Raw genomic sequence first — 25668 nt, 5'->3', positions numbered from 1 at the left:
GGGCGGCCCGGCCGCTCGCCCCCCCCCGCGCGGGCGGTACTCCGGGGGAAGGGCCCCGCGCGGCCGGAACGTCCGCGCGGGGCCCTTCGCGTCTCAGTAGTTCGGCAGCTTGTGGAGCAGTTCGCGGCGCTCCACCACCTCCGGGAGGTAGACGCGCTCGTTCCACTCGGACGGGTCGACGGGCTCCAGGGCGATGGACACGGCGTCCTCGCCGCAGCCGAGGTTCTCCGTCAGCGCCGCGGTGATCGCGGCGACCAGGCGGGCCGACTGCTCCTCGCCGACCGGGGTGGGGAAGTACTTGATGTTGACGTGCGGCACGGTGGTCTCCCTGGGGTGACGGGGGCGGTCCTGGTGTGGGTGCGGGTACGGGGGTGGCCGGCGCCGGTCCGGCGGGCGCGGCCGGTCAGCGCGCGGGGCCGAGGCGGGGGCCGATGAGGCGCGCCAGTTCGTCCACGCCGGGTTCGCGGAGGATCCCGTAGTGGTCGGCGGCGAGTTCGTGGACCTGCGGCTCGGCGGCCGACCAGCCGGTGCTTCCGTCGAGGAACGAGTAGTCGTCGCCGGCCGCCTTCACGACGGTCACCGGCGCCTGGATCCGGCGGGACCGCAGCTCCGCGAAGGTGTAGGTGAACTCGTAGGTCCGCCGGACCACCGCGGTGATCCGGCCGACCAGCTCGCGGTCCAGGCCGTCGACGTGCTCGACCAGGTGGGAGACGAAGCTCTCCTCGTCCCTGGTGGCCCGCAGGCACGCCTCCAGGCCCGGTCCGGTGACGGTCCCCGCGAAGACCGAGTACAGGATGGTCACGTACGCCGGGTCGGTGTACGAGGCGCGGCCGCTGCCCGCGGTGCGGAGCTTCGGCGATCCCGGGGCCATCAGGAGCAGCCGGTCGACCCGGTGGCCGTCGCGTTCCAGGAGGTGGGCGGCCTCGAAGGCCACCCGCGCGCCGAAGGAGTAGCCGCACAGCGTGTACGGGCCCTCGGGCTGGGCCTCGGTGAGGGCCCGCACGTCCTGTGCCGCCATCTCGGCGATGGTGGCGTACGGCTCCTCGCCCGCGTTGACGCCGTGGGCCTGGACGCCGAGGAACGGCCGGTCGGCGTCGAGCCGCCGGGCCAGGGTGCGCAGGTTCATCGGGTAGCCGCCGAGGCCCGGCCAGCAGTACACCGGCCGGCCGGAACGGGCCGCGCCCAGCGGCACCAGCCGGGAGAGGGAGGCGCCCCGCTGCCCGTCGACCCGCCGCGCCAGTTCCTCGACGGTCGGGGACTCGAACAGCACCTGGAGCGGCAGCGCGCAGCCGAACCGGCGGTTGATGCGGTTCACCAGTCCGACCGCGATGAGGGAGTTGCCGCCGCACTCGAAGAAGTCGTCCCGCACGGAGGCGGACCGCTGCCCCGTCCCCTCCTGCCACAGCTCGCGGACGATCCGCTCCGTGGTGGTCCGCGGCGCGACGAAGGGCCGGTCCGCCGGCGCGAAGTCCGTCTCCGGCGACGCCTCCAGCGCCCGCAGGTCGACCTTGCCGTTGGCGGTCAGCGGCAGCCGGTCCATGACCACCAGGCGGTTGGGCACCATGTAGTCGGGCAGGAGCTCCACCAGGTCGGCCCTGATCATCTCCGTCGGCCCCTGCATGTGCACGCTGTCCTCGCGCATGCCCCGGTGGGCCGCCTGCTCGGCGCTGATCCGGCCGCCGACGAAGAAGTACGAGGGCCCGGTGGGCCGCCCGGCCGCCCGCAGCACGGCCTCCATCCGCTTGGCGGCCGGCAGGTCGTGGCCGGTCTTGGAGCTGTACCCGCAGGACATGAACCCGAAGCCGGCGCCGTTCATCTGGAGCCGCTGGAGCCGGCGTCCCAGGTCCAGGTAGGAGTGCGGGTGCTCCGGCCCCGGGCTGACCAGCGTGATGCCGAACGCGGCGCGCTCGTACACCTGTTGGTTGATGGCGATCACGTGCCGCTTGAGCACCAGTTCGTCCGCGATCCGCTCCAGCGCGCCGTCGGCGTGGCGGTACTGGCCGGCCATCAGGCCGGGTATCCGGCCGGGGTGGACCTGGAGGTACAGGTCCACGGGGACGTCCGGACGGTCGGCGCGGTACGGGACCAGGTCGAAGGCTCCCAGGTAGTGGTCCTCCTCGGCGCAGCGCAGGCGGCGCATCGCCGCGGGCGCGTACGGGGCCGCGGCGACGTCCAGGCCGTACGCGGGGAGCACCTCCTCCAGCAGGCCGACCATGTGCCCGGCCTCGATCTCCAGGACCTCCTGGACGTTGTTGCGGTACACCGGCTCGATCGCCCGCCGCCGGCCCGCGAAGTGGAAGCGGATCCCGGGCCCGCCGTCCCGTCCCTCCCCGGCCTCGATCAGGTACAGCCGGTGCTCCACCGGGTGGTAGTACCAGTGGCCGGGGGCCAGGCCGGCGCAGCCGTCCGGGCCGGTGACCTCCAGGTACAGCTGCGCGGCGTACAGCGAGCCGGGCGATGCGTAGCCGTACTTGGGCAGGAGCCGTTCGTCGCTGGTGTACTGGCCGAAGTAGCGCAGCAGGGAGCCGAGTTCGTCCGCCCGCAACTGCTCGGGCCGCCGGGGGGCGGCGCCGGGGGTGCGGGCGGCGAGCACGGCGAGCAGGTCCTCGGGGCGGGTCTCGCCGCCCTCGTAGAAGCGGTAGGTCTTGCGGGCGAACACCCGGCGGAGCTGTTCGCCGGTGGGGGTGCGGCCGGGGAGGTCGACGCGGCGGCGGCCCGCCAGGTCGGCGGCGTCGCGGCAGCCGCCGCCGGAGAGCTGGGCGCGCACCTGGAAGCGGCCCGCCTTGGAGACGTGGTGCCGGTCGTGGTTGCCCTGGTCCATCAGGGCGGCCTCGCGCGGGCTGAGCTCGACGCAGGCCACGAGGTTCTGGTACCCGGTCGCGGGGTCGTCCTTGACCAGCACGGCGGCGTTCCTGACCCAGTCGTGGGCCTCGATGGCGAGCCGGATCTCGTCCAGTTCGACGCGGTAGCCGCGCAGCTTCACCTGGCGGTCCGCGCGGCCGTCGAACCAGTAGACGCCGTCCTTCCGGTGGACCAGGTCGCCGGTGCGGTACAGCACGGCGTGCGCGGGGTCGGTGGAGAACGGGTTGTCCAGGAAGCGTTCGGCGGTCAGGTCGGGGCGGTGCAGGTAGCCGCGGGCGACCTGCACGCCGCTGATGTACAGCTCGCCGACCGCGTGGGGGGCGACCGGTTCCCTCCGCTCGTCCAGGACGTGGAAGGCGAGTCCGTCCACGGGGACGCCGATCGGGACGCCGGAGGGGCCGTCCGCGACCGGCGACGGGTCCACGGCCCAGGCGGAGGCGTTGACGGTGCACTCGGTCGGACCGTAGAGGTTGACCAGTTCGCACTTCCGCAGCGTCTCCGCGAAGCGCCGCGCGAGCCGCCGGGACAGCGCCTCCCCGCCGCAGAACACCTGGGTCAGCGAGTCGCAGGCGGGCAGCCGGTCGGTCTCCAGCAGCGCCTGGAGCAGGGTCGGCACGCACTGCAGGACGGTCACCCCGTGCCGGATCACGAGGTCGACCAGGGCGTCGGGGTCGCGGTACGCGCCGGGTCCGGCCGGCACGATCCGGCTGCCGAGGCACGGCGCCAGGATCTCCCACTGGGCGGCGTCGAAGCTCATCGGCGTCTTCTGCAGCACGGTGGAGGACGGACCCAGTCCGTAGGTCCGGGCCAGCCAGCGCATCTGGTGCACGATGCCGCGGTGCTCGACCATCACGCCCTTGGGCCGGCCGGTGCTGCCCGAGGTGTAGATGACGTAGGCGAGGGCGTCCGGGGCCGGGGGGCCGGTCCGGCCGTCCCCGGCGGCGCGGGGGCCGGCGGCCGCCTCGGCCAGGGTGAGGAGGGCGGTGCCGGGGGGCGCGAGGGCGGCGAGCCGGTCCCGGAGCGGCTCCTCGGTGAGGAGCACCGGGGCGCGGGAGTCCTCGGCCATCGTGGCGATCCGCTCGTCCGGGTAGTCCGGTGACAGGGGGAGGTAGGCGGCGCCGGCGAACAGGACGCCCCAGACGGCGACCGGCAGGGCCGCGGAGGGTTCGAGGAAGACGCCGACGCAGTCGTCCCGGCGCAGTCCGCGGCCCCTCAGGGCGGCCGCCAGCTCCGTGGCCCGCCCGACGAGTTCCGCGAAGGTGAGGGTCTCGTCCCGGTATTCCACCGCTATGGCGTCGGGGCGAATCCGGGCCTGCTCCGAAAGCAGGTCGACGAGGCTCGGCGCTCCGTCCGTCCCTCGCTCCGGAGACACCAGCCCGCCCTCGGTCAGGATTTCCACACCATCCCCCGTTCGAATGAATTCCCATGCACCGAGCAAATCGAAACTATGAGTTCATCCGGAGCTTTTTGGCAAGCGGCCCGGAGACCGGGTGTCCGATTGCCCACCCAGGCATGTCGGGACGCATTTCGACAAATAGGGCGGACAGTCGCCGGGGCCGCCTGCCGACGGCGGCGGTTCCCAGCCGGTTCCACGCTCCGACGGCCCCCGTCACGCTCCTTCGGCGCCCCGAGGGCCGGTCGTTTCGTCCGGGTAAGAGCCGTTATGCACCCCGGAATTTCGCGCACTGCGTCGATCCGAACCATCGCCACCGTGGCATCGGCGAGAGGCGGGCGGCAGAGTCGTGGCTGTCAACGGGGTGTCGGCGGATGTCTTTTCCGGCGCTCCCGAGAACAGGTTCCTAACAAAGGGGGAAGCCCGTGCCGGATAGTCCGTCCGACGATGGACTCGAAGTTCTTCGGGCGAAGCTCGACAGCATAGACATGCGTTTCCTCGAGGAACTGCGCGCCCGGATCGAGACCTGCGTGGAAATCGCGCACCACAAGCGCGAGAACGACATCCGGATGATGCAGCCGCACCGGATCAGGATCGTCCAGGAGCGCGCCGCCCGGTTCGGCGAGGAGCACGGCATCAGCCAGGACTTCCTGCGCCGGCTCTACGACCTGATCATCGAGGAGACCTGCCGGGTCGAGGACACGGTCATCGGAGCCACGCCGTGAGAACCCTGCTGATCGACAACTACGACTCCTTCACCTACAACCTCTACCAGCTGCTCGGCGAGACCAACGGCCGCCCGCCGGTCGTGGTGAAGAACGGAACGGACTTCTCCGATCTGCGCTTCGAGGACTTCGACGCGATCGTGATCTCCCCCGGCCCCGGCCGCCCCGACCGGGAGCGGGACTTCGGCATCAGCCGCCGCGCGATCCTGGAGAGCGGCCTGCCGGTGCTCGGCGTCTGCCTCGGCCACCAGGGCATCTGCCACCTGTTCGGCGGGGAGGTCGTGCACGCGCCGGAGCCGATGCACGGCCGCGTCTGCCCGGTGCGCCACGACGGCACCGACCTCTTCGCCGGCCTGCCCAGCCCCTACGACGTGGTGCGCTACCACTCGCTCGCGGCCGGCCGCCTCCCCGACGAGCTGGAGGCCCTCGCCTGGACCGAGGACGGCGTGGTCATGGGCGTGCGCCACCGGACCCGGCCGATCTGGGGCGTCCAGTTCCACCCGGAGTCCATCAGCAGCCAGTACGGCCGCGAACTGCTCGCCAACTTCCGCGACCTGGCGATGGCCCACCACGCCGCGCAGCGGCGCGAGCCGCGCTACACGGTGCACGTGCGCCGGGTGGACGCCGAGCCCGAGGCCGAGGCCGCGTACCGGGAGCTGTTCACCGACCACGACACCGCGTTCTGGCTGGACAGCAGCAGCGTCATCGACGGGCTGTCCCGGTTCAGCTTCCTCGGCGACGGCTCCGGCCCGCTGGCCGAGTACGTGACCTACCGCGTCCAGGACGGCACCGTCCGGATCACCCGGCCGGGGCGCCGCGACGCCGGTGACGAGCTGGTCCAGCAGGGCTTCTTCGACTACCTGGACGAGCAGCTGCGCGTCCGCGCCGTCCCCCGGCCGGAGGGGCTGCCGTTCGACTTCAACCTCGGCTACGTCGGCTACCTCGGCTACGAGCTGAAGGCCGAGGCGGGCGCCCGGGCCGCGCACAAGGCGGAGACCCCGGACGCCGCCGTGCTGTTCGCCGACCGGATGCTCGCGCTCGACCACGCCGAGGGCGCCGCCTACCTGCTGGCCCTGTCCGAGGGCGGGAACCACTCCGAGGCCCTCTCCTGGCTCGACCGCGCCGAGGCCGCCGTGCGGGCCCTCCCCCCGGCCGGCACCGGAGCGCGCGGCGAGACGGCCGGGTTCCGCGGCGTCGGGATGACCGACCCGGAGGCCGAGCCGATCGTCGCGCTGCGGCACGACAAGCAGGCCTACCTGGACCGGATCGCCGAGAGCCTGGAGGAGATCCGCAACGGCGAGAGCTACGAGGTGTGCCTGACCAACACGGTCGAGCTCAAGGCCAGGGTCGACCCGCTGCGCACCTACGTGCACCTACGGAAGATCTCGCCCGTGCCGTACGGCGCGCTGCTCGACTTCCCCGGGGTGGCGGTGCTCAGCGCCTCGCCGGAACGGTTCCTCACCATCGGCGCGGACCGGATCGTCGAGTCCAAGCCGATCAAGGGCACCCGCCCCCGCGGAGCCACCCCGGAGGAGGACGCGGCGCTGCGCGAGGACCTGCTCTCCCAGGAGAAGGACCGCGCCGAGAACCTGATGATCGTCGATCTGATCCGCAACGACCTGAACGTGGTCTGCGAGGTCGGCTCGGTGCACGTGCCCGCCCTGTTCCACGTCGAGACCTACGCGCCCGTGCACCAGCTGGTCTCCACCATCCGCGGCACCCTGCGGCCGGGCGAGTCGGCGGTGTCCTGCGTGCGGGCGGCGTTCCCGGGCGGCTCGATGACGGGGGCCCCCAAGCTGCGCACGATGGAGATCATCGACCGGCTGGAGGACGGCGCCCGCGGCGTCTACTCCGGCTCGATCGGCTGGTTCTCGCTGAGCGGCGCGGCCGACCTGAACATCGTCATCCGCACCCTCGTGGCGACCGAGGACCGGCTGAGCTTCGGCGTCGGCGGGGCGATCATCGCCCTGTCGGACCCGGAGGAGGAGTACGCGGAGACGGCCGTGAAGTCGCGTGCCGTGGTCTCCGCCGTCCTCGCCACCGCGCCGGCGCCCGCCGGGAGCCGGCGGTGATCCGCCGCTGCGTCGTGGTCGGCGGCGCCGGCGCGGTGGGCCGGCTGTTCACCGAACGGCTGCTGGCCGCCGGCGCCCGGGTGGCCGTGGTCGACACCGCCGCGCCGGGCGCGGAGCCCGCGGGCGCCCACTACGTGCGCGGAGACGTCACCGACCCCGGCCCCCGGCTGGAGGCCGACCTCGGCCACGCCGACCTGGTGGTGCTCGCCGTGCCCGACGCCGTCGCGCTGGCCGCCGTCCCCCGGCTGGCCGGAGTGCTGCGGCCGGACGCGCTGCTGGTGGACACCCTGTCGGTCAAACAGCCCGTCACCGCGGCCCTCCGGGCCCACCTCCCGGACGTGCAGGCGGTCGGCCTGAACCCGATGTTCGCCCCGGCCCTCGGCTTCGAGGGCCGCCCGGTGGCCGCCGTCGTGGTCAACGACGGGCCCCGGGTCGGCGGCCTGCTCGACCTGGTCGCCGGCTGGGGCGCCCGGGTGGTGCCGATGGACGCGGCCGAGCACGACCGGCTGGCCGGCGCCTCCCAGGCCCTGACCCACGCCGCCGTGCTCGGCTTCGGCCTGGCCCTGACCCGGCTCGGTCCCGATCTGGGGAGGATCCGCGAGATCGCCCCGCCCCCGCACAACGCGCTGCTCGCCCTGCTCGCCCGGATCAGCTCCGGCGCGCCCGCCGTCTACTGGGACGTCCAGGCCGCCAACCCGGAGGCGGCGGCGGTGCGCAAGGAACTCGCCGAGGGCGTGCGCGCCGTCGCGGACCTGGTGGAGCACGGCTCCGAAACGGAGTTCGCCGCCGTCCTCGGACAGCTCCAGGACCTCCTGGGCGAGCACGCCCCGCACTACCGCGACCTGTGCGCGCGGATGTTCACCTCACTCTGACAAGGAAGATGCACCCCATGGCAACGTTCGCCGCGACCGTCCTGACGCCGACGCAGCGTGAACAGCTGGCAGCCGACTCCACGGTGGGCGGTGGCAACCTCCTGCGGTCGGCCATCGCCGCCAACCCCCACCCCGAGCTGCCGTTCGTCCACTCCTACCGGGCGATCACCACCACCTCGGGCGAGCAGACCCACGACCTCAGCCTGAACGACATCGACGCCCTGGCGCAGAGCTGGTCGGCGTACTACCTGGCCCAGGGCGTGAGCCGGGGCGACCGGGTCGCGGTCTGGTTCGAGGACTCCTTCGCGTACTCGGTGCACTACTACGCGATCGCGCAGATCGGCGCGGTCGCCGTGCTGATCAACAGCAACGCCACCGGCCCGATCGCCCAGTCGCTGCTGGAGCAGACCGCTCCGGTGGGCCTGTACGCGGACCAGGAGCGGCTCGCCCTGCTCGACACCGCCCAGCTGCCCGGCATCGCCTGGACCCGCACGGTCGAGGAGCTGCCCGCGCCGCCGGCCGCGCGGCTCGCCGACGGCGACTACTGGAACCACCACGCGGACGACCCGGTGGTGATCCTGCACTCCTCCGGGACCACCGGCCGCCCCAAGCCGACCATCCACACCCACAGCACCATCGTGGCCGGCCCCAAGTTCCGTCTGGTGGACCACACCGAGACGCCCGGCGCGCTGATGATGACCGCGCTGCCGCAGTCCCACCTGGGGTGCGTCGCCTACACCACGTACGCCGTGCTCGGCGGCACGCCGATCGTGGCGCTCAGCGACCGCAAGGGCGACGAGCTGGCCGCCGCGGTGGAGAAGTACCGGCCGACCTCGGTGATGTCCTTCGCGCACGGCTACGCCGAGCTGGCCTCCGCCGACCTGAAGCCGGGTCAGCTCGACTCCGTGCAGGTGTGGGTGTCGATCGGCGACGCGGTGCACCGCGCGCACATCGACAAGGTGCTGTCGAACCGCAGCGCCGACCTGCCCCCGTCGGCGTTCTTCGACCGCCTGGGCACCACCGAGCTCGGCTGGGGCTGCCTGCTCCAGGTCCACACGCTGGACAACAAGCCGAACGACCGGTGCGCCGGCAAGCCGGTCGGCGTCGCCGAGGTGGCGATCCTGCGCCCCGACGGCTCGATCGCCGACACCGACGAGGTCGGCTACCTGGCCGCCCGCGGTCCGGCGGTGACGCCCGGCTACTGGGGCGACTCGGCCACCACGTACTCCTTCAAGATGTCCGGCTACTGGATGCCCGGCGACATGGCGTACCGGGACGGGAACGGCGACTTCTACCTGGTGGACCGGGCGGCCGACGCCATCCACACCGCCGGCGGGACCGGATACTCGGTCTTCATGGAGGAGGTCGTGCTGCGCCGGGTGCCCGAGGTCGAGGACGTCGCGGTGGTGGCCGGCCGGGACGGCGAGACCGTCGTGCCGGTCGCGGTGGTCACCGCCGCCGAGGGCGCGGATCCGGAGAAGCTGCTGCTCCTCGCCAACGAGGCGCTGCGCGCCGCCGGCCACCCGGAGCTCGGCTTCCTGGAGATCGCCGCCTCGGAGGCGGATTTCCCGGTCGGCGTCACCGGAAAGGTGCTGAAGCGTCAACTGCGCGAGAAGTATGCTGCGTTGTCCGAGTACCGTCAGTCGGCGCAGGGCAAGTCCTTCGCCGCAGTCACCACCGGAGACGCCGCGTGACCAGGAGCACCACCCAGACCGCCGAGGTCGACTTCTACTTCGATCCCGCGTGCCCGTTCGCGTGGATCACCTCCCGGTGGATGCTGGAGGTGGAGCGGCTGCGCGAGATCGAGCTGCGGTTCCACGTGATGAGCCTGTACTTCCACAACGAGGGCAACGAGCTGCCGGACTGGTACCGCTCGCTGGTGGACCGGTCGATCGGTCCGGTGCGGGTCGCGGCCGCCGCGGCCGCGCAGCACGGTCCGCAGGTGCTGCGGGACCTGTACACGGCGTACGGGACCCGGATCCACGAGAAGAAGATGCAGGACTTCGACGAGGTCATCGCGGAGTCCCTGGCCGAGGTGGGCCTGCCGGCCGAACTGGCCGCCGCGGCGCACGACCCGTCGTTCGACGAGGCGGTGCGGGTCAGCCACGACGCCGGGAAGGACCCGGAGGCGGGCGGCTACGTGGGCACCCCGACGATCCACGTGGACGGCACGGTCTGGTTCGGGCCGGTGCTGCGTGCGATCCCGCGGGGCGAGAAGGCGGCCGAGCTCTTCGACAGCTTCCGCGTCCTGGCCGGTCACCCGGACCTGTTCGAGCTGAAGCGCACCCGCACCGGCGGCCTCGACTACAGCTGACCCGCCCCTGCCCGACCCCCTCGTGCGAGCCGCTCCTGTCCGGGGAGCGGTTCGCACCCATGCGAACGGACGGACACACAGACTGATGGACACACAGACGGCCCCCGGGCTGCGGCCGGACGCTTTCATACTCACCGGGTCCTTCCTGGTGGTCTGCCGGGCGCCGCTCTACCTGGCGGAACTGGCCCGCCGCGGCCTGAAGATCCTGCTGATCACCCCCTCCTACTGGCGCGAGGACGCGCTGGCCGCCGCCAAGGACCCCGACCACCCCGCCTATGTGATCGACGAGGTCGCCTTCGTCGACGGGGACGTGAGCCGCGACAACTCGTACCTGCCCGGCGTCCTCTCGGCCGCCCGCCGGTGGCGCGAGGACTACCGCGTCGTCGGCGCCTACGCCGTCGGCGAGACCCAGGTCGAACCGACCGGACTGCTCGCCGACGCGCTCGGGCTGCGCACCCCCGGCCTGCGGGCCACCCGGGCGTGCCGCAGCAAGTACCTGCAGCGCTGGTACCTGCCGGAGTTCAGCCCGGTCTCGCTGACCGTGCCGCCCGAGGGCCGCGGGTCCTTCGACCCGGCCGCCGTGCGCTACCCGGCGGTGGTCAAGCCCACCGGCCGGCACTCCAGCTCGGGCGTCGAGACGGTCGCCGGCCCGGAGGCCCTGCCGGAGCTGCTCCGCTCCTACCCCGAGCACGAGACCGTCCTCGTCGAGGAGAAGGTCGAGGGCCAGGAGTACTCCGTGGAGAGCCTGGTGCAGGACGGCCGGATCGTCTTCTCCTCCGCCACCCGCAAGACCACCACCGACTCCCACGCCCACACCTTCGTCGAGCTCTCGCACACCGTGCCCAGCGACCGGCCGGAGGCCGACCCGGTGCTGCTGGACGCCAACCGGCGGATGCTGGAGGCGCTCGGCTTCCAGGACGGCATCGCCCACGCCGAGTGGCGGATCGGCGCCGACGGCCGGGCGTACCTGATGGAGGTCGCCGCCCGCACCCCCGGCGACGGACTGTGCATCCTGTACGAACTCGCCACCGGCGCCCCGCTGGAACCCGAGATCGTGCGCATCGCGCTCGGCGAGCCGGCCTCGTACCCGGCGCCGTCCCGGGTCGCCCGCCAGGTCTACCTGGAGCACGTGCCCGGCGTGCTGACCGACGTCCGCGTGCGGGGCTTCGACGTGGAGCCGGTGTGGGTCGGCGAGGGCGGTCTGTGGCCCGCCGTCGGACCGTCCTCGCCCGCCGACCCGCCGACCCTGCGCGCGGTCCTGGTGCACCACGACCGCGGCACCGCGCTGGGGCCGCTGCGCAGCTCCGAGGACCGGGCCGTCTCCTTCTTCATCGACGCCCCCACCGTCGCCGAACTGGACGCGCTGGAGAGCCGCGTGCGGCGCGCCGTCACCGTCCACACCACGCCCGCGGTCCCGGACGGCGTGACCCACGTCCTCGTCGGCTACAGCCCCGTCATGCTGGCCAAGCTGGACGAGCAGCTCCCGCCCGACTCGGTGCTGGTCCTGGAGGAGCCGGCCGTCATCGGCGCCCGGGGCATCACCGCGCTCGCCGAACGGCACCCCTGCGTGGCCGCCCTGTTCCCGGCGCCCAGCCAGGACGAGACCGACCCCCACCGCGTGGTCGAGGCCGTGCCCCGCCCCGCGGGCGTCCGCGCCGTGGTCCCCGTGGTGGAGTACGGCGTCGTCGTCGCCGCCGCGCTCGCCGAGGCCTGGGGACTGCCCGGTGCCGGCCTGGAGGCGGCCCGCGTCCTGCGCGACAAGGGCCTGCTGCGCGCCGCCCTGGCCGACAGCGGCATCGCCCAGCCCGACTGGGCCCTGGCCGAACACGCCGGGCAGGTCGCCGACTTCCGCGCCGCGCACGACGGCCGGTGCGTGCTCAAGCCCGCCAACCGCCAGGCCAGCCTGGGCGTGCGGCTGCTCGGCCCCGAGGACGACGTCGCCGAGGCCTGGGCCCACACCACCGCCGCCGACGAGCCGACGCTGCGGGCCGGGTACGAGGACACCGCCCGGTTCCTGGTGGAGCAGCGGCTGTCCGGGCCCGAGGTGAGCGTCGAGGCCGTGGTCCACGACGGCGAGGTCGGCTTCACCAACATCACCGCCAAGCTGGTGCAGGACACCGGCCACCCGGTCGAGACCGGCCACACCGTCCCCGCCGACCTGCCGTCGCCGCTCGCCGACGCGCTGCGCGAGGCCGTGGCCCGGCTCGCCGGCGCGGTCGGCTTCCGCTCCGGCGTGCTGCACTCCGAGTGGATCCTGGTCGACGGCACCCCGTACCTCGTCGAATGCGCCGGCCGCCTGCCGGGCGGCGGCATCACCGTCCTGATCGACCTCGCCTACGACACCGACATCCTGCGCAACCTGCTCCAGGTGCTCACCGGCGCCGGTCCGGTCGGCCCCCTGCCCAGCCGCCGCGGCGCCGCCGTGCGGTTCCTGATCGCCCCTCCCGGCCCGGTGGAGTCCGTGACCGGCGCCGACGAGGCGCGGTCCGCGCCGGGCGTCGCCGAGCTGCACCTGTCGGTCGCCCCCGGCGCCACCGTCCACCGCGCCACCAGCTCCTGGGAGCGGGCCGGCCTGGTCATCACCACCGGCGCGGACGCGGCCGAGGCGGGCCGCCGGGCGGAGCACGCGCTGTCCCTGGTCGACGTACGCGTCGAGGGGGCCGCGCGATGAGGCTGCCGTCCCCGAAGGACTACGTGCCGGCCACCGCCGCCGGGCGCTCCTTCGCCATCACCTCGCTGATCAACGCCATCGGCACCGGCCTCTACCTCGCCGGCTCCGCGGTGTTCTTCGTCCGCTCGGTCGGACTGACGAACGCGCAGGTCGGCCTCGGCCTGGCGGTGTCCGGCGTGGTCGGCTTCCTCACCACGGTGCCCATCGGCGCGCTCGCCGACCGGCTGGGCGCCAAGCCGACCCTGGTGGCGCTCCAGCTGTGGCGGGCCGGCGGGTTCGTGGCCCTGGCCTTCGCCCAGGGCATGGTGAGCTTCACCGTCATCTCGTGCTGCCTGGCGGCGGCGGAGGCCGCCACCCAGCCGATGACCCAGGCGGTCGCCTCGGCCACCACCGAGGGAACCGACCGCACCCGCACGATGGCGATCGTCCGCACCGTGCGCAACGTGGGCTTCTCGCTGGGCGCCCTGCTGGCCGCACCGCTGCTGGCCGCCGACAACGTCTGGACGTACCGGGGCATCGTGCTCGGCACCGCCGGGGCGTTCATGGTGTCCGCCGCGATGCTGGCCCGGGTGCGCACCGCCACCACGGCCACCGCCCAGAAGAAGGTCAACCCGCTCGCCGCGCTGCGCGACTTCCGCGACTGGCGCTACCTGCTGCTGACCGCCCTCAACGGGGTGCTCAACCTGCACACCACCATCCTGTCGGTCGGCATCTCGCTGTGGGCGATCCACTCCACCCAGGTGCCCGCCGGGTTCCTGCCGGTGCTGATCCTGGTCAACACCGTGATGTCGATCGTGCTGCAGGTGCCGGTCTCGCGAATGGTGGAGAGCCCGGGCGGAGCCCAACGGGCGCTCCGCCTCAGCGGGTTCGCGCTGACGCTGTGCTGCCTCGCGCTCGCGGCGTCCGGGGCCCCGTCCTCCGCGCTGGTCGCCGGCGCGGTGCTGCTGGCGGCCTGCGTGCTGCTCACCTTCGGCGAGCTGTGGCAGGCCGTCGGCGGCTGGGAGCTGAGCTACGAGTTCGCGCCCGAGGACGGCAAGGGCATCTACCTGTCGGTGTTCAGCCTCGGCAACACCGGCCAGCGGATCGTCGGTCCGGCGCTGCTCACGTCCGTGGTGATCGCGACCGGTCCGGCCGGCTGGATCGGCCTGGCGGTGGTCTTCGCCCTCGCGGGGCTGCTGGTCGTCCCCGTCACCCGTCTGCTGGGGGCGGTCCCGCCCCGGCCCGTGGAGAAGAAGGAGGTGGCGTCGTGAGCACCCCCGAGGACCTGTTGGTGGTCGGCGTCGGCACGATGGGCCGGCCCTACCTGGAGGCGGCGGCCCGGCTCGGCCTGCGGGTGCGGGCCGTGGAGGCGGCGGCCGGCTGGGACGGCCGGCCGGTCGACCTCGCCGAGCGCTTCTACCGGGTCGACGGCCACGAGGAGGAGGACTGGACGGCGGCGGTCGCCCGGGCCGTCGCCGACCGCGTGCCGGACGGCGTGGTCGCCTTCGCCGAACCGCACGTGCTGGCCGGCGCGCTGGCGCAGGAGCGGCTGGGCCTGCCGGGCCCGTCCCTGCACGCCGCGGTGATCTCCCGCAACAAGGCGCTGCAGCGCGCCGTCTTCGCCTCCCACGGCGTCCGCCAGCCCGAGCACCTGCTCGTGGCGGACGTGACCGAGGCCCGGAGCTGGATGCTGGAGCGGCTCCCCGTGGTGGTCAAGCCGCTCACCGGAGCCGGCAGCGAGGGCGTCGAACTGGTCCGCACCGCCGAGGAGGCCGCCGAGGTCCTCGCCCGCCGCTCGGGCGAGGGCAAGGTACTGGTCGAGGAGGCCGTCGAGGGTCCGGAGTTCAGCTGGGAGGCGCTGGTCCGCGAGGGCGAGGTGCTGTTCGAGAACGTGACGGCCAAGGACACCACCCCGCCGCCGTACTTCGTCGAGCTCACCCACCGCTGCGCCCACCGCTTCGAGGACGCCGGCCTGGCCTCGCAGGTCCACGCGCTGACCCGGGGCGTGCTGAGCGCCCTCGGCATGCGGACCGGCCTCGTGCACCTGGAGTTCAAGGTCGGCGGGCGCGGCCCGGCGCTGATGGAGGTCGCCGTGCGCACCCCGGGCGACTACCTGCCCGACGCGGTCGGCCTCGCCTACGGCTTCGACCTCTACGAGGCCGTGATCAGGCTGGCGCTCGGGCTGCCCGTCGACGAGCTGATCCGCACCGAGCCGGTCTCCTGGCCCGCCACCCACTTCCCGACCGCCGCCCCCGGGACGATCACCGCGATCACGGGGGTCGAGGAGACCACCGGCCACCCGTCGGTGGTGCGGGTCCGGCTGCGCAAGAAGCCCGGCGACACCGTCCTGCCGCTGACGTCCTCCTCCCGGCGGATGGGCCACGTGCTCGTCGACGCGCCCTCCCCGGGCGAGCGCGAGGACGCGCTGAAGCACGTACGGGAAACCCTGACCATCACCACCGACCGGCACTGAACCCCGAGGGACACGATGACCAACCCACCGGCCGCAGGGGTGACTGCCTCGTTCGAGGACCTGATCGGCAACACCCCGCTGCTGCACCTGCGCATGGACGGCGTCCCACAGGACGTGACCGTTCTGGCCAAGCTGGAGGCGGCCAACCCGCTGTCCAGCGTCAAGGACCGCCCCGCCCTGTACATGTTCCGGGCCGCGGAGGCCTCCGGCGAGCTGACGCCCGGGGCCACCGTCATCGAGTCCACCTCGGGCAACACCGGCATCGCCCTGGCCGCCCTGGCCGCCGCCCGCCGGCACCCGTGCGTGATCGTGCTCCCCGAGAACGCCTCCGCGGAGCGGGTCATGACGCTGCGGATGCTCGGCGCCCGGGTGGAGTTCACCGATCCGGCCCTGGGCCTCGCGGGCTGCGTCGAGCGCGCGGAGAAGCTGCACGCCGAGATCCCCGGCTCCTGGTACGCCCGGCAGCACGAGAACCCGGCCAACGTGCGGGCCCACTACGAGACCACCGGCCCGGAGATCTGGCGCGACACCGCCGGCCGGGTGGACGTCCTGGTGTGCGGGGTCGGCACCGGCGGCACCCTCACCGGGATCGCCCACTACCTGCGCGAGCGCAACCCCGCCCTGCGCGTGGTCGCGGTGGAGCCGGAGGGCTCCGCCCTGCTGTCCGGCGGCGAGCCCGGACCGCACCGGATACCCGGCCTGAACGGCGGCTTCACCAGCCCCGTCACCGACGTCGACTGCATCGACGAGGTGGTCGTGGTCTCCGACGCGGACGCCGCCGCGACGACGCGGGCGCTGGCCGCCGGCAGCGGCCTGCTGGTGGGGGTCTCCTCCGGCGCCGCCGTGCACGCCTGCCGGGAACTGACGCGCCGCCACGACCTGTCCGGGGCGACCGTCGTCACCGTCCTCCCCGACAGCGGCGAGCGCTACCTCAGCTGGTGGCCGTCGGAGGAGGAGCGGTGAGCTTCAGGGAACTGCACCGCAACCTCAAGCTGCGGATCGGCGTCGGCTTCTTCCAGCGGTTCTTCGACATCATGCTGGTCCCGCTGATGGTCATCCACTTCTCGCGGCTGTACGGTCCGGCCACCGCCGGCCTGATGACCCTGGTCGTCGCGGTGGCCACGGTGGGCTGCAACCTGGTCGGCGGGCACCTGTCCGACGTGTACGGCCGCCGCAGGGTGCTGATGGCCGGCGAGATCGGCGTGTTCCTCTCGTACGTCGGCCTCGCCCTGGTCAACTCGCCCCTGCTGCACTCCGGTCCGGCGACCTACGCGCTCTACCTGAGCGCCGCCTGCATGGCGGGCCTCGCGCTGCCCGCCAACGAGGCGATGATCGTGGACGTCTCCACCCCGGAGAGCCGCACCGCCGTCTACACGATCAACTACTGGGTGATCAACGTCGCCTTCATGCTCGGCTCGCTGGTCGGCGGCTTCTTCTACGAGGGGTACTTCTTCCAGCTGCTCACCGCGGCCGCGATCGCCACCGGCGGGATCTTCCTGGTGACCTTCCTGGCGCTGTCCGAGACCGCGCCGCCCGAGGCCGCGCGCAATCCCCGCGGGGTGCGCCCCGCCCTGCGCGGCTACCTCACGGTGGCCCGCGACCGGGTGTTCCTGCGGCTCGTCCTGGCGGCCCTGCTGGTCTGGTCCGTGGAGGTCCAGATCTCCTCCTACCTCGCGGTCCGGCTCGGCTCCGACTTCCCCGAGCAGCAGCTGGCGCTGGGCTTCTGGCAGGTGACCGTCGACGGCGTCAACGTGCTGGGCATCCTGCGGGCCGTCAACACCCTGCTGGTCGTGATCTGCGGCCTGTGGGTCGGCAAGCTGCTCGGCCGCCTCGACGAGCGGCTGCGCCTGGTGGCCGGCGTGGTGATCTTCACCGCCGGCTACATGGCCTGGGCGCTCGGCGACAACGCCTGGCTGATGATCACGGCGGCCGTCGTGGTCACGCTGGGCGAGCTGATGAACCAGCCCGTCAACCAGACCCTGGTGGCCGCCCTGGTGCCCGCCGACGCCCGCACCAAGTACATGGCCGCCTACGGGCTGCACGTACGGCTCGGCTACATGGTCGGCTCCCTGTCGGTGATCCTCGGGTCCGTCGTCGACTCCTGGGTGATGGCCCTGCTGTACGCGGCCTTCGGAGCGGCCGCGATCCTGCTGTACCTGCAGCTGTTCCGGATCCAGGACGCCCGCGCCGCGGCCGGACAGCCGAAGGCCGAGGCCGGCGCATGACCCCCGCACCCGTGACGAAAGGGCCCTTCGTGACCGAGCACGCGGCACCCGCGAACAACCGGCTGCTGATGGTGCAGCCCTACACCCAGTTCGTCGAGAAGGCGGTCGCCCTCGGCTTCGAGGTCTGGTCGATCTGGGACCCGACGCTCCAGCCGGCCTCCTACCTCCAGGGGGTCGAGAAGGTCTCCAAGGAGATGCTGTGGGTGGACTTCTCGGACGAGGCCGCGCTGCGCCGCCTGGTCCGGGAGACCGCCCTCGCCCACGACGTCGGCTGCCTGCTGCACCTGGGCGAGGAGGCCACCATGGTGGCCGTCGCCGAGGAGGCCGAGGCCCTCGGGCTGGCCCTCAACCCGCCGGAGGCGCTCCGCCGGCTCAACGACAAGGCGGTGCTGCGCGAACTGCTCGCCGAGCACGGCCTGTCCCCCGTGCGCACCGCGGTCGCCGGCACGCCCGACGAGGTGGACGCCGTGCTGGCCGGCTTCGAGCTGCCCGCGGTGGTGAAGCCGACCCGGCTGCAGGGCAGCGCCGCGGTGCGCCTGGTGACCGGTCCCGGCGACCTCGACGCGTGGCGGCGGGAGCTGGCCGCCCACACGTACCGGGGGCCGGTGCTGGTCGAGGAGTACCTGCGCGGACCGGAGTTCAGCGTGGAGACGCTCACCCACGGGGGCCGCCACCGGGTGGTCGGCATCACCGCCAAGCGCAAGACGCCCGCCCCCGCGTTCGTGGAGACCGGCCACGTCTTCCCCGCTCCCCTGCCGGACGCCGACGCCGAGGCGATCGGCGAGCTGGTCACCGCGGTGCTGGACGCGGCCGGGTACCGGTTCGGCCCGGCCCACACCGAGGTCATCCTCACCGCCGACGGCCCGCGCGTGGTGGAGTCCCAGGCCCGGCTCGGCGGCGACCGGATCCCCGCGCTCATCCGGCTCGCCACCGGATTCGACATCGAGGGGGCGATCTTCGACCTGCTGGTCGGCGGCACCGCCGAGCCCACCCCGGCCGAGCGGACGGCCGCGATCTCGTTCTTCTCCCTGCCGCCGGGCAGGATCACCCGGCTGGAGGGCGTGGCGCGGATCGAGGCGCTCCCGCACGTGCACGGCGTCCGCTTCCCGTTCGCCGAGGGCGACGTGCTGCCGCCGACCCGGCACTCCGGCTCCCGGCACGGCCACGTGATCGTGGCGGGCGACAGCGCCGAGGAGGCCGAACGGCTGGCCGCCGAGGCGAAGGCGCTGCTGCGCGTGGAGACCGGCTCCGCCGTCCTGAACGCCGTGCACGCGGCCCCGGCCGCCCCGATGAGGCCCGAGCGGACCCTGCTCCTGATCGGGCACCTCACCGAGCCCGTGCGCATCGCCAAGGAGCTCGGGCTGAACGTGATCCTGATCCAGCACAAGGAGAAGTTCCGTCCGGAGCAGGCCGAACTCGCCGACGTCACCCTGATCGCCGACTACACCGACTGGTCGGTGCTGGAGCCGCTCGTCCGGGCCGCCCACGCGATCTGGAAGTTCTCCGCCGCGCTGTCGCTCACCGAACCCGGTCTTGAGCCCGCCGGCCGGGTGAACGACATGTTCGGTCTCGGCGGCACCGGTTTCGAGCCGGCCCGGCTGCTCCGCGACAAGCTCGCCATGCGCCGCCACCTCGCCGCGGTCGGCGCCCCCACGGTGGCCGCGGAGCCGCTCACCGACCGGGACGGCCTGGCCGCGTTCGGCGCCGCCCACGGATACCCGTTCGTGGTCAAGCCGGTGGACCTGACCGCCGGCTTCGCGCTGTTCCGGGTCACCGGCCCGCAGGACGTGGACGGGGTGTGGGAGCGGGTCGTCGCGGCCCGCCGGACCGGCATGGACCGCGGCTCCACGATGTACGCGGTCACCGAGTTCCTGATGGAGCAGTACATCGACGGCCCCGAGTTCAGCGTCGAGGGCTTCAGCTTCCACGGGCGGCACACCGTGGTCGCCATCACCGAGAAGCTGACCGGCGGCGAGCACTTCGTGGAGCTCGGGCACGCCCAGCCGGCCCGGCTGGACCCGGCGGACGAGAAGCGCATCGCCGACGCCGTCGCCGAGTTCCTCGACGCGATCGGCATCACCGACGGCCCCAGCCACACCGAGCTGCGGCTCAGCTCGCGCGGGCCCCTGATCATCGAGGGCCACAACCGGCTGGGCGGCGACCACATCCCGGAACTGGTCCGGGCCGCGTACGGCGTCGACCTGACCCGCTACGCCCTCGCCTGGCCGTTCGGCCTGGTGGAGCCGATGACGGAGCGCCCGGAGCCGGTCGCGGCGGGCTGCGTGCGCGGCATCGTCGGCCGGCCCGGCCGGGTCACCGCGATCGACGGCGCCGACGAACTGCGCGCCCACCCGTCGGTGCTCGCCCTCGATCTGGCGGCCCGGCCCGGTTCGGTGATCCGGCCGATCCAGGACAACTGGGACCGGCTCGGCCTGCTGGCCGTCACCGCCGCCGACACCGACGCGGCGGTCGCGCTCTGCGAGGAGCTGCTCGCCACCGCGCTGACCGTGTCGATCGAGGACGAGGACCGATGACCCTCGTCGTCCTGGACCCGGACGGTCGCCACGCGGCCGGCTGTCCCGGCTGGCTCGCCGACGCCGGCGAGGAGCTGCACCTGGTCACCGGCCGGGCGGGCGTCCACCCGGGCTTCGCGCGGGTGTCGGTGGTGGAGCGGTACGGCCGCGGCGCCGGGGCCGAGACGGCCGTCCTGGACGCCGCCTCCCGGACGCCGGTCCGGGCGGTGGTCGCGCTCGCACCGGAGGACCAGATACGGGCGGCGGGACTGCGCGAGCGGCTCGGTCTGCCCGGCCAGTCCCGGAAGGCCGCGCTGGCCCTCGCCGACTCGGTGGCGGCGCACGCCCTGCTGGCGCGGGCCGGAGTCGCCACGACCCCCCTGGCGGAGGTGCGACGGGTCGCCGACCTGTACTGGTGGGCGCACCGGTGGGGCTACCCGCTGGCGGTCCGGCCGCGCCGGGGCCCGGACCGGGCGGTGATCGCCGAGCTCGCCGACGAGGCCGCGCTGCGCGCCACGGTGGCGGGCGGGCTGCTGCCCTCCGATCCCGCGGTGGTACCGAGTCTGACCGTCGAGCCGGCCGTCACCGGTGAGGTGCGGCGCGAGGCGGGCCCGCCGCTCGCCGGCCTGCCCGCCGACCCGGGACACCCGTACGTGGTGGAGACCGTCCGGGGCCCGGAGGGGGACCCGCTGGTGCGCGCGGTGCGCTACGCCCCCGAGCTCCGCCCGGCCCGCGAACTGGTGCGGGCCCAGGCGGGGGCCGGCCCGCTGTCCCCGGAGGTGGACTGAGATGACCGTGCTGGTCCTGCACCACCGGGGTTCGCTCGCGGGCACCCCGTACCACGACTGGCTCGCGGACTACGAGGGCGATCTGCTGCTGATCGCCTCGCGCGAGCACCTGGCCCTGGTCTCGGAGGAGTTGCCGCCCGAGGGCGGGGCCTACCGGCGGACCGCCGCCGTGGACGCGTACGAGACCGGAGGAGAGGTGGAGGCGCTCGCCCTGGAGTGGGCGCGCGAGCACGGGGTGGCGCACGTCGTCGCCTGCCAGGAGCGCGACCTGGAGCGGGCCGCCGAGCTGCGCGACGTGCTCGGGCTGCCCGGGCAGCGGTTGGACACCGTGCTCCCCTACCGGGACAAGGCGCTGATGAAGCGCCGGGCGGCGGCCGCGGGTCTGGCCGTGGCCCCGTACCTGGAGGTGGAGAGCGCCACCGAGCTGATCGGCTTCGCCGAGCGGCACGGCTTCCCCCTCGTCCTCAAGCCGGTGGACAGCGCCGGCTCGGTCGGCCTGCGCATCCTGGAGTCCCGCGAGGAGCTGGACGCGTACCTGGCCGACGGGCTCGACCTGTACGGACCGCACCTGCCGAACCTGCTCGCCGAGGCTTTCGTGCCGGGCCGGATGTGCCATGTGGACGGGCTGGTCGTGGACGGCCGGGTGGCGTTCGCCTGGCCCTCGCAGTACCAGTACGCGCTGGCCTCGTACCGCACCGACACCGGCGGCCGGCTGGACCTGACCCTGGACGCGGACGATCCGCTGACCCACCGGCTGGTCGAGTTCACCGAGCGGACCCTGGCGGCGCTCGGCGGGCCGGAGAACTTCGCCTTCCACGCGGAGGTCTTCCACACGCCCGGCGACGAGCTGGTGCTGTGCGAGATCGCCTGCCGCACCGGGGGCGCCGCGATCCGCGACATCGTCCGCCTCATGTTCGCGGTGGATCCCAGCGAGGCCTGGGTCCGGGCGCAGCTGGGCCTGCCGCTGCCCGAGTGGCTCGGCGCCGAGAAGCGCGCGCCGCGGCGCATGGTCGGACAGCTGGCGCTGATGAAGCGTCCCGGCCGCGTGGTGCGCGTTCCGGAGGGACCGCCGGACTTCCCCTGGGTCGAGAAGTACCAGGTGTTCGTCGGACCGGGACAGACCATGCGGGAGGCGGCGTTCTCCGCCGACTTCCTGCTGACCGCGCTGGTCTCGGGCACGGACCGGGCGGAGTGCGAGGACCGGCTGCGGGTTCTGGAGCGGTGGTTCCTGGACGAGCTGGTACTGGAGCCGGTCGACGGGCGGGGCTGAGCCGCCGCCCGATCGCCGGGGTGCGGACCGGCCGGCACTGCACGCCGGCCGGTCCGCACTTTTCACGGCCGCCGGGTCAGGAGGGGGCGTGGTCGCTCTCCCCGGCGACCACGGCACTGCCCTGAAGACCCAACAGGTAGCCCAGTTGGAGCCGGTGCTCGGCACCGTGCTCCTCCTTGAGCCGGGCGACGTGCGCCTGCAGGGAACGCAGGCTGAGGCCGAGCCTCCGCGCGATCTCCTTGTCCGATCTGCCCTCGATGAGCAGTTTCTGGATCGATCCGCGAATCGCCGGAATGACCTCGGGCGCCGCATCCGCCGCCCGCACCGGAAGAAATGGATACAATTCCGCCCGGTCCCAGGCCCGCTCGAAGATGTCGGCGAGAAAGTACACCACGGCCGGGAGGGTGATCAGCACGGCCGAGGTGCGCGCCGCGTTCGCGGGAATCAGCGCGACCCGCCGGTCGACGATGATCATCCGGTCGAAGAACTCCGCCAGAGTGCGCACCTGCGCGCCGTACGACGTGACCGCCCGGACGTATTCCTTGGTGGGTTCGTCGAAGCGCGTGCTGTGCTGGTAGAGCGTCCGCATGGAGACGCCCGCCGCGATCCGGTCGCGCACCGCGTCCAGCGCCTCGCCCAGCACCGCGCTCGGGCGCGGCCCGTCGGGCTGGGCGGTGAGGATCTCGGAGGTGACGCCGTCGAGCAGATCCTGGATCGCGTCGTTGATCTCGGGCAGACCGTCGATGGTCTCGAAGCCGACTCCCCTTGCCGGAACGGCCGGTTCGGGCGGTCTCAGGGCCCCGCCCGGAGTTCGGCCGGCCCTGAGGGAGACGGCCCGGGACAGGTCCCCCAGGGCTTCTCCGACCCGGACCAGCGCCTCGCGGCAAGCCGGGTCGTCGGGTGGCAGGGTGATGGCGACGGAGTCGCTCCCGGCATCGGCGGCGGACAGCGCGACTAAACCCATGGTGTCTGATTTATTCCAATGTATTCGCATTTGCATCCTTCGTTTCGCCGAAGTGCACCTAACCGAAGTATCGGCGATCTTGTTCGACCAGTCGAGAGGGGCGCATAGTTGCTCCCGGGGAGCGCCGGGACCGGTCGGGCAGATTTCATTTCCCATTCATGACCGGCATGCCCAGTGAAATACTGGAAGCGCAACCTCCTTTTAATACGGTGAATCAACTGGGGGGAAATTCGATGACACTCCGTGAAATGCGCCGCACCACACCCAGACCCTCCTCCGCGACCCGGCCCGGGCCGGTCACGGCCGGGCGCCCCGCCGATCCCGAGGACGTGGGCTGGAACGCCGTCCCCGGCCCGCGCCGGACGAGCTGATCCGCCTTCGGCCCGACTCGCCCGCGCACCCCTCCGCTCGCACCACTGCCTCACTGCACCCTCCCGAACCGAAGGACGAGTTCGGCACCGGGACACCCTTCGGCCGCGGGAATCCCGACGGCCGCCCGGTGCCGGACGAACCCGCCGGGGCAGCGCGAGAGCCGCGCCGGACCCCGGCGCACGAAGGGGCGATACCCCATGAACCCGAACCACACCTCCGCCGCGGCCGGCCCGCCCGCCGCGCAGCAGCCCGACTGGCCCGATCCCGGCGCGCTGCGCGCGGTCGCGGACGACATCGCCGCCCTCCCCGCGCTCGTCGCGGCCGAGGAGTGCGACCGCCTGCGGGAACGACTGGCGGCGGTCGCCCGCGGCGAGGCCTTCCTGCTCCAGGGCGGCGACTGCGCCGAGAGCCTCGCCGAGGTCGGCCCGGACACCACCGCGGCCAAGTACCGCACCCTGAACCTCATGGCCGCGGTCATCTCCGAGGCGGCCGGGCTCCCCGTGATCCGACTGGGCCGCATCGCCGGCCAGTTCGCCAAACCGCGGTCCCACCCGACCGAACGGCACGACGGCATCGAACTCCCTTCCTACCGAGGGGACATGATCAACGGGCCGGCCTTCACCGCCGCCGACCGCACTCCGGACCCGGACCGGTTGCGACGTGTCTACCACGCGTCCGGACAGATCATCGGACACTTGAGCGAACTCACCGCCGCCGACGGCGGCGAGTTCTGGACCAGCCACGAGGCCCTCGTCCTGGAGTACGAGCGCGCGCTGTGCCGTACCACCCCGACGGGCCGCTACGCCCTCTCCGGCCACCTGCTCTGGATCGGCGAGCGCACCCGCAGGCCGGACGGGGCGCACGTCGCCTTCGCCGCCCAGGTGCGCAACCCGATCGCCGTCAAGCTCGGCCCGTCCAGCACCCCGGACGACGCGCTGCGCCTGATCGACCTGCTCGACCCGGACCGCGAGCCCGGCCGGCTGACCTTCATCAGCCGGATGGGCGCCGGCGCGGTGCGCGACCTGCTGCCGGACCTGGTGGCGAAGGTGACGGCGGCCGGCGCCGAGGTCGCCTGGATCTGCGATCCCGTGCACGGCAACACCGTGTCCTCGCCGACCGGCCACAAGACCCGCCGGCTGGACGACGTGCTGGACGAGATCGAGGGATTCCTCGAGGTCCACCGGTCCCTGGGAACCCATCCCGGCGGCGTCCACCTGGAACTGACGGGTGATCATGTCACAGAATGCCTGGGCGGCACCTACGAGATCCGGCCCCAGGATCTGCCGACCCGCTACGAGACCGTCTGCGACCCCCGGCTGAACCTCGGTCAGTCACTGGACGTCGCTTTCGAACTCGCGGCCCTGTACGCCGCCTCCCCGGTCACCGGCCGGGGGACCACCTGGGCGACGGTGTGACTCTGCCACCCGTCCCCCCTCGACGACGAAGAGGAGACCGCCTGATGGTGGCCACCCGTGCCGGAGAGTTCCTGGCACGTCACGACCGGACCGAACCCGGCGATCCGCTGGTCATCCCCAACGTCTGGGACGCGGTCAGCGCACGCGCGTTCGCCGAGGCCGGCTTCACCGCGCTGGCGACGTCCAGCGCGGCGGTCGCCGCCGTGCTCGGCTACGACGACGGCGAGGACACCCCGGCCGACGAGATGTTCGCCGCGATCGGACGGATCGCCCGTTCCGTCGACGTACCCGTGACGGCGGACATCGAGGCCGGCTACGGCCTCGCCCCGGCCGAGATCGTCGAGCGGCTGCTCGACGCGGGAGTGGTCGGCTGCAACCTCGAGGACTCCACGGCCGGGCGGCTCAAGGACGCCGAGCAGCACGCGGAGTGGCTCTCCGAGGTCAGCGTCGCGGCCGGTGACCGTCTGGTGCTGAACGCCCGGATCGACACCTTCCTGTTCGGCGACCGCTCGGTGGAGTCGGCGGTCAAGCGCGCCTGCCTGTACATCGGCGCCGGCGCGGACGTCGTCTACCCGATCCTGGCCCCCGAGGAGCTGCTCCCCGACCTGGCCAACGGCGTCGACAGGCCGCTCAACGCCCTGTACCGCCCCGGCAACGCCTCGCCCAGCCGGCTCGGCAGCCTCGGCGCCGCCCGCGTCACCTTCGGGGGGGGGGGGGGCGGCGCCCGCCGGCCCCCCGCCCGCCCGCCCGCGCGGCCGCG

18 protein-coding genes are annotated in these 25668 nt (G+C 73.3%); 15 read left to right on the top strand and 3 right to left on the bottom strand.

Annotated elements, in window-relative coordinates; all coding sequences use genetic code 11:
* Positions 1-93: 93 nt before the first annotated feature.
* Together AB0E83_RS30170 and AB0E83_RS30165 are read right to left on the bottom strand one after the other, a co-directional pair.
* Positions 94-318 carry a tautomerase family protein gene (locus tag AB0E83_RS30170; RefSeq protein ID WP_362118816.1) on the bottom strand — a complete coding sequence of 75 codons (225 nt, stop codon included), beginning with the start codon at positions 316-318 and terminating at the stop codon, positions 94-96.
* 85 nt (positions 319-403) lie between these two features.
* The gene (locus tag AB0E83_RS30165; RefSeq protein ID WP_362118813.1) at positions 404-4147 is read right to left on the bottom strand and encodes an amino acid adenylation domain-containing protein; all 3744 of its coding nucleotides are present in this window, start codon (positions 4145-4147) and stop codon (positions 404-406) included.
* A 533-nt stretch (positions 4148-4680) separates the two neighbouring features.
* On the opposite strand from AB0E83_RS30165, the gene AB0E83_RS30160 reads away from it, so the two are divergent.
* The 13 genes from AB0E83_RS30160 (at position 4681) to AB0E83_RS30100 (ending at position 22157) form a co-directional block, all read left to right on the top strand.
* Positions 4681-4980 (top strand): chorismate mutase family protein, encoded by a 300-nt coding sequence (locus AB0E83_RS30160; protein ID WP_362118810.1) that lies wholly within the window; start codon positions 4681-4683, stop codon positions 4978-4980.
* Entirely contained in the window at positions 4977-7052 is a 2076-nt protein-coding gene (gene pabB, locus AB0E83_RS30155; protein WP_362118807.1) for an aminodeoxychorismate synthase component I, read from the top strand. The genes AB0E83_RS30160 and pabB overlap by 4 nt, the downstream gene beginning before the upstream one ends.
* Complete coding sequence (locus tag AB0E83_RS30150) at positions 7049-7924, top strand: prephenate dehydrogenase (protein ID WP_362118804.1); 876 nt, start codon at positions 7049-7051, stop codon at positions 7922-7924. Before pabB ends, AB0E83_RS30150 begins: the two co-directional genes overlap by 4 nt.
* Positions 7925-7941: 17 nt before the next feature.
* Positions 7942-9618 carry a class I adenylate-forming enzyme family protein gene (locus AB0E83_RS30145; protein WP_362118801.1) on the top strand — a complete coding sequence of 559 codons (1677 nt, stop codon included), beginning with the start codon at positions 7942-7944 and terminating at the stop codon, positions 9616-9618.
* Positions 9615-10238: a DsbA family protein gene (locus AB0E83_RS30140; protein ID WP_362118798.1), complete on the top strand. Its 624-nt coding sequence runs from the start codon at positions 9615-9617 to the stop codon at positions 10236-10238. Before AB0E83_RS30145 ends, AB0E83_RS30140 begins: the two co-directional genes overlap by 4 nt.
* An 85-nt stretch (positions 10239-10323) precedes the next feature.
* Complete coding sequence (locus AB0E83_RS30135) at positions 10324-12909, top strand: ATP-grasp domain-containing protein (protein WP_362118795.1); 2586 nt, start codon at positions 10324-10326, stop codon at positions 12907-12909.
* A complete protein-coding gene (locus AB0E83_RS30130; RefSeq protein WP_362118792.1) occupies positions 12906-14159 on the top strand; it encodes an MFS transporter in 1254 nt (417 codons plus the stop codon). Before AB0E83_RS30135 ends, AB0E83_RS30130 begins: the two co-directional genes overlap by 4 nt.
* Positions 14156-15361: an ATP-grasp domain-containing protein gene (locus AB0E83_RS30125; RefSeq protein WP_362118789.1), complete on the top strand. Its 1206-nt coding sequence runs from the start codon at positions 14156-14158 to the stop codon at positions 15359-15361. The genes AB0E83_RS30130 and AB0E83_RS30125 overlap by 4 nt, the downstream gene beginning before the upstream one ends.
* A gap of 15 nt (positions 15362-15376) precedes the next feature.
* Positions 15377-16324, top strand: coding sequence for a cysteine synthase family protein (locus AB0E83_RS30120; protein WP_362118786.1), 948 nt, complete (start codon positions 15377-15379; stop codon positions 16322-16324).
* Complete coding sequence (locus AB0E83_RS30115) at positions 16321-17586, top strand: MFS transporter (RefSeq protein WP_362118783.1); 1266 nt, start codon at positions 16321-16323, stop codon at positions 17584-17586. The genes AB0E83_RS30120 and AB0E83_RS30115 overlap by 4 nt, the downstream gene beginning before the upstream one ends.
* Positions 17587-17615: 29 nt before the next feature.
* Positions 17616-20120 (top strand): ATP-grasp domain-containing protein, encoded by a 2505-nt coding sequence (locus AB0E83_RS30110; RefSeq protein ID WP_362118780.1) that lies wholly within the window; start codon positions 17616-17618, stop codon positions 20118-20120.
* Positions 20117-20887, top strand: coding sequence for a hypothetical protein (locus AB0E83_RS30105; RefSeq protein ID WP_362118777.1), 771 nt, complete (start codon positions 20117-20119; stop codon positions 20885-20887). The genes AB0E83_RS30110 and AB0E83_RS30105 overlap by 4 nt, the downstream gene beginning before the upstream one ends.
* Position 20888: 1 nt before the next feature.
* On the top strand, positions 20889-22157 hold the full coding sequence (locus AB0E83_RS30100; protein ID WP_362118774.1) for a NikS protein: 1269 nt from the start codon (positions 20889-20891) through the stop codon (positions 22155-22157).
* 76 nt (positions 22158-22233) lie between these two features.
* Here AB0E83_RS30100 and AB0E83_RS30095 read toward each other — a convergent pair whose 3' ends face one another.
* Positions 22234-23151: a hypothetical protein gene (locus tag AB0E83_RS30095; protein WP_362118771.1), complete on the bottom strand. Its 918-nt coding sequence runs from the start codon at positions 23149-23151 to the stop codon at positions 22234-22236.
* A 539-nt stretch (positions 23152-23690) separates the two neighbouring features.
* Here AB0E83_RS30095 and AB0E83_RS30090 point away from each other — a divergent pair.
* Complete coding sequence (locus tag AB0E83_RS30090) at positions 23691-24908, top strand: 3-deoxy-7-phosphoheptulonate synthase class II (protein WP_362118768.1); 1218 nt, start codon at positions 23691-23693, stop codon at positions 24906-24908.
* 44 nt (positions 24909-24952) lie between these two features.
* On the top strand, positions 24953-25668 hold a 716-nt coding region (locus tag AB0E83_RS30085), incomplete at its 3' end, for an isocitrate lyase/phosphoenolpyruvate mutase family protein (protein WP_362118766.1).

Origin of the sequence: Streptomyces sp. NPDC035033 (genome assembly GCF_040636735.1) — a bacterium.
Lineage (GTDB): Bacteria > Actinomycetota > Actinomycetes > Streptomycetales > Streptomycetaceae > Streptomyces.
Note: the sequence above shows the minus strand (reverse complement) of the source record. Positions and strands in the feature narration are given on the sequence as shown.

What these genes read in the sequence shown, in the direction of transcription:
- AB0E83_RS30145 (WP_362118801.1), top strand. Translation starts at nt 7,942, where the DNA reads ATGGCAACGTTCGCCGCGACCGTCCTGACGCCGACGCAGCGTGAACAG.
- AB0E83_RS30135 (WP_362118795.1), top strand. Translation starts at nt 10,324, where the DNA reads ATGGACACACAGACGGCCCCCGGGCTGCGGCCGGACGCTTTCATACTC.
- AB0E83_RS30120 (WP_362118786.1), top strand. Translation starts at nt 15,377, where the DNA reads ATGACCAACCCACCGGCCGCAGGGGTGACTGCCTCGTTCGAGGACCTG.
- AB0E83_RS30100 (WP_362118774.1), top strand. Translation starts at nt 20,889, where the DNA reads ATGACCGTGCTGGTCCTGCACCACCGGGGTTCGCTCGCGGGCACCCCG.
- AB0E83_RS30095 (WP_362118771.1), bottom strand. Translation starts at nt 23,151, where the DNA reads ATGCGAATACATTGGAATAAATCAGACACCATGGGTTTAGTCGCGCTG.
- AB0E83_RS30105 (WP_362118777.1), top strand. Translation starts at nt 20,117, where the DNA reads ATGACCCTCGTCGTCCTGGACCCGGACGGTCGCCACGCGGCCGGCTGT.
- AB0E83_RS30090 (WP_362118768.1), top strand. Translation starts at nt 23,691, where the DNA reads ATGAACCCGAACCACACCTCCGCCGCGGCCGGCCCGCCCGCCGCGCAG.
- AB0E83_RS30130 (WP_362118792.1), top strand. Translation starts at nt 12,906, where the DNA reads ATGAGGCTGCCGTCCCCGAAGGACTACGTGCCGGCCACCGCCGCCGGG.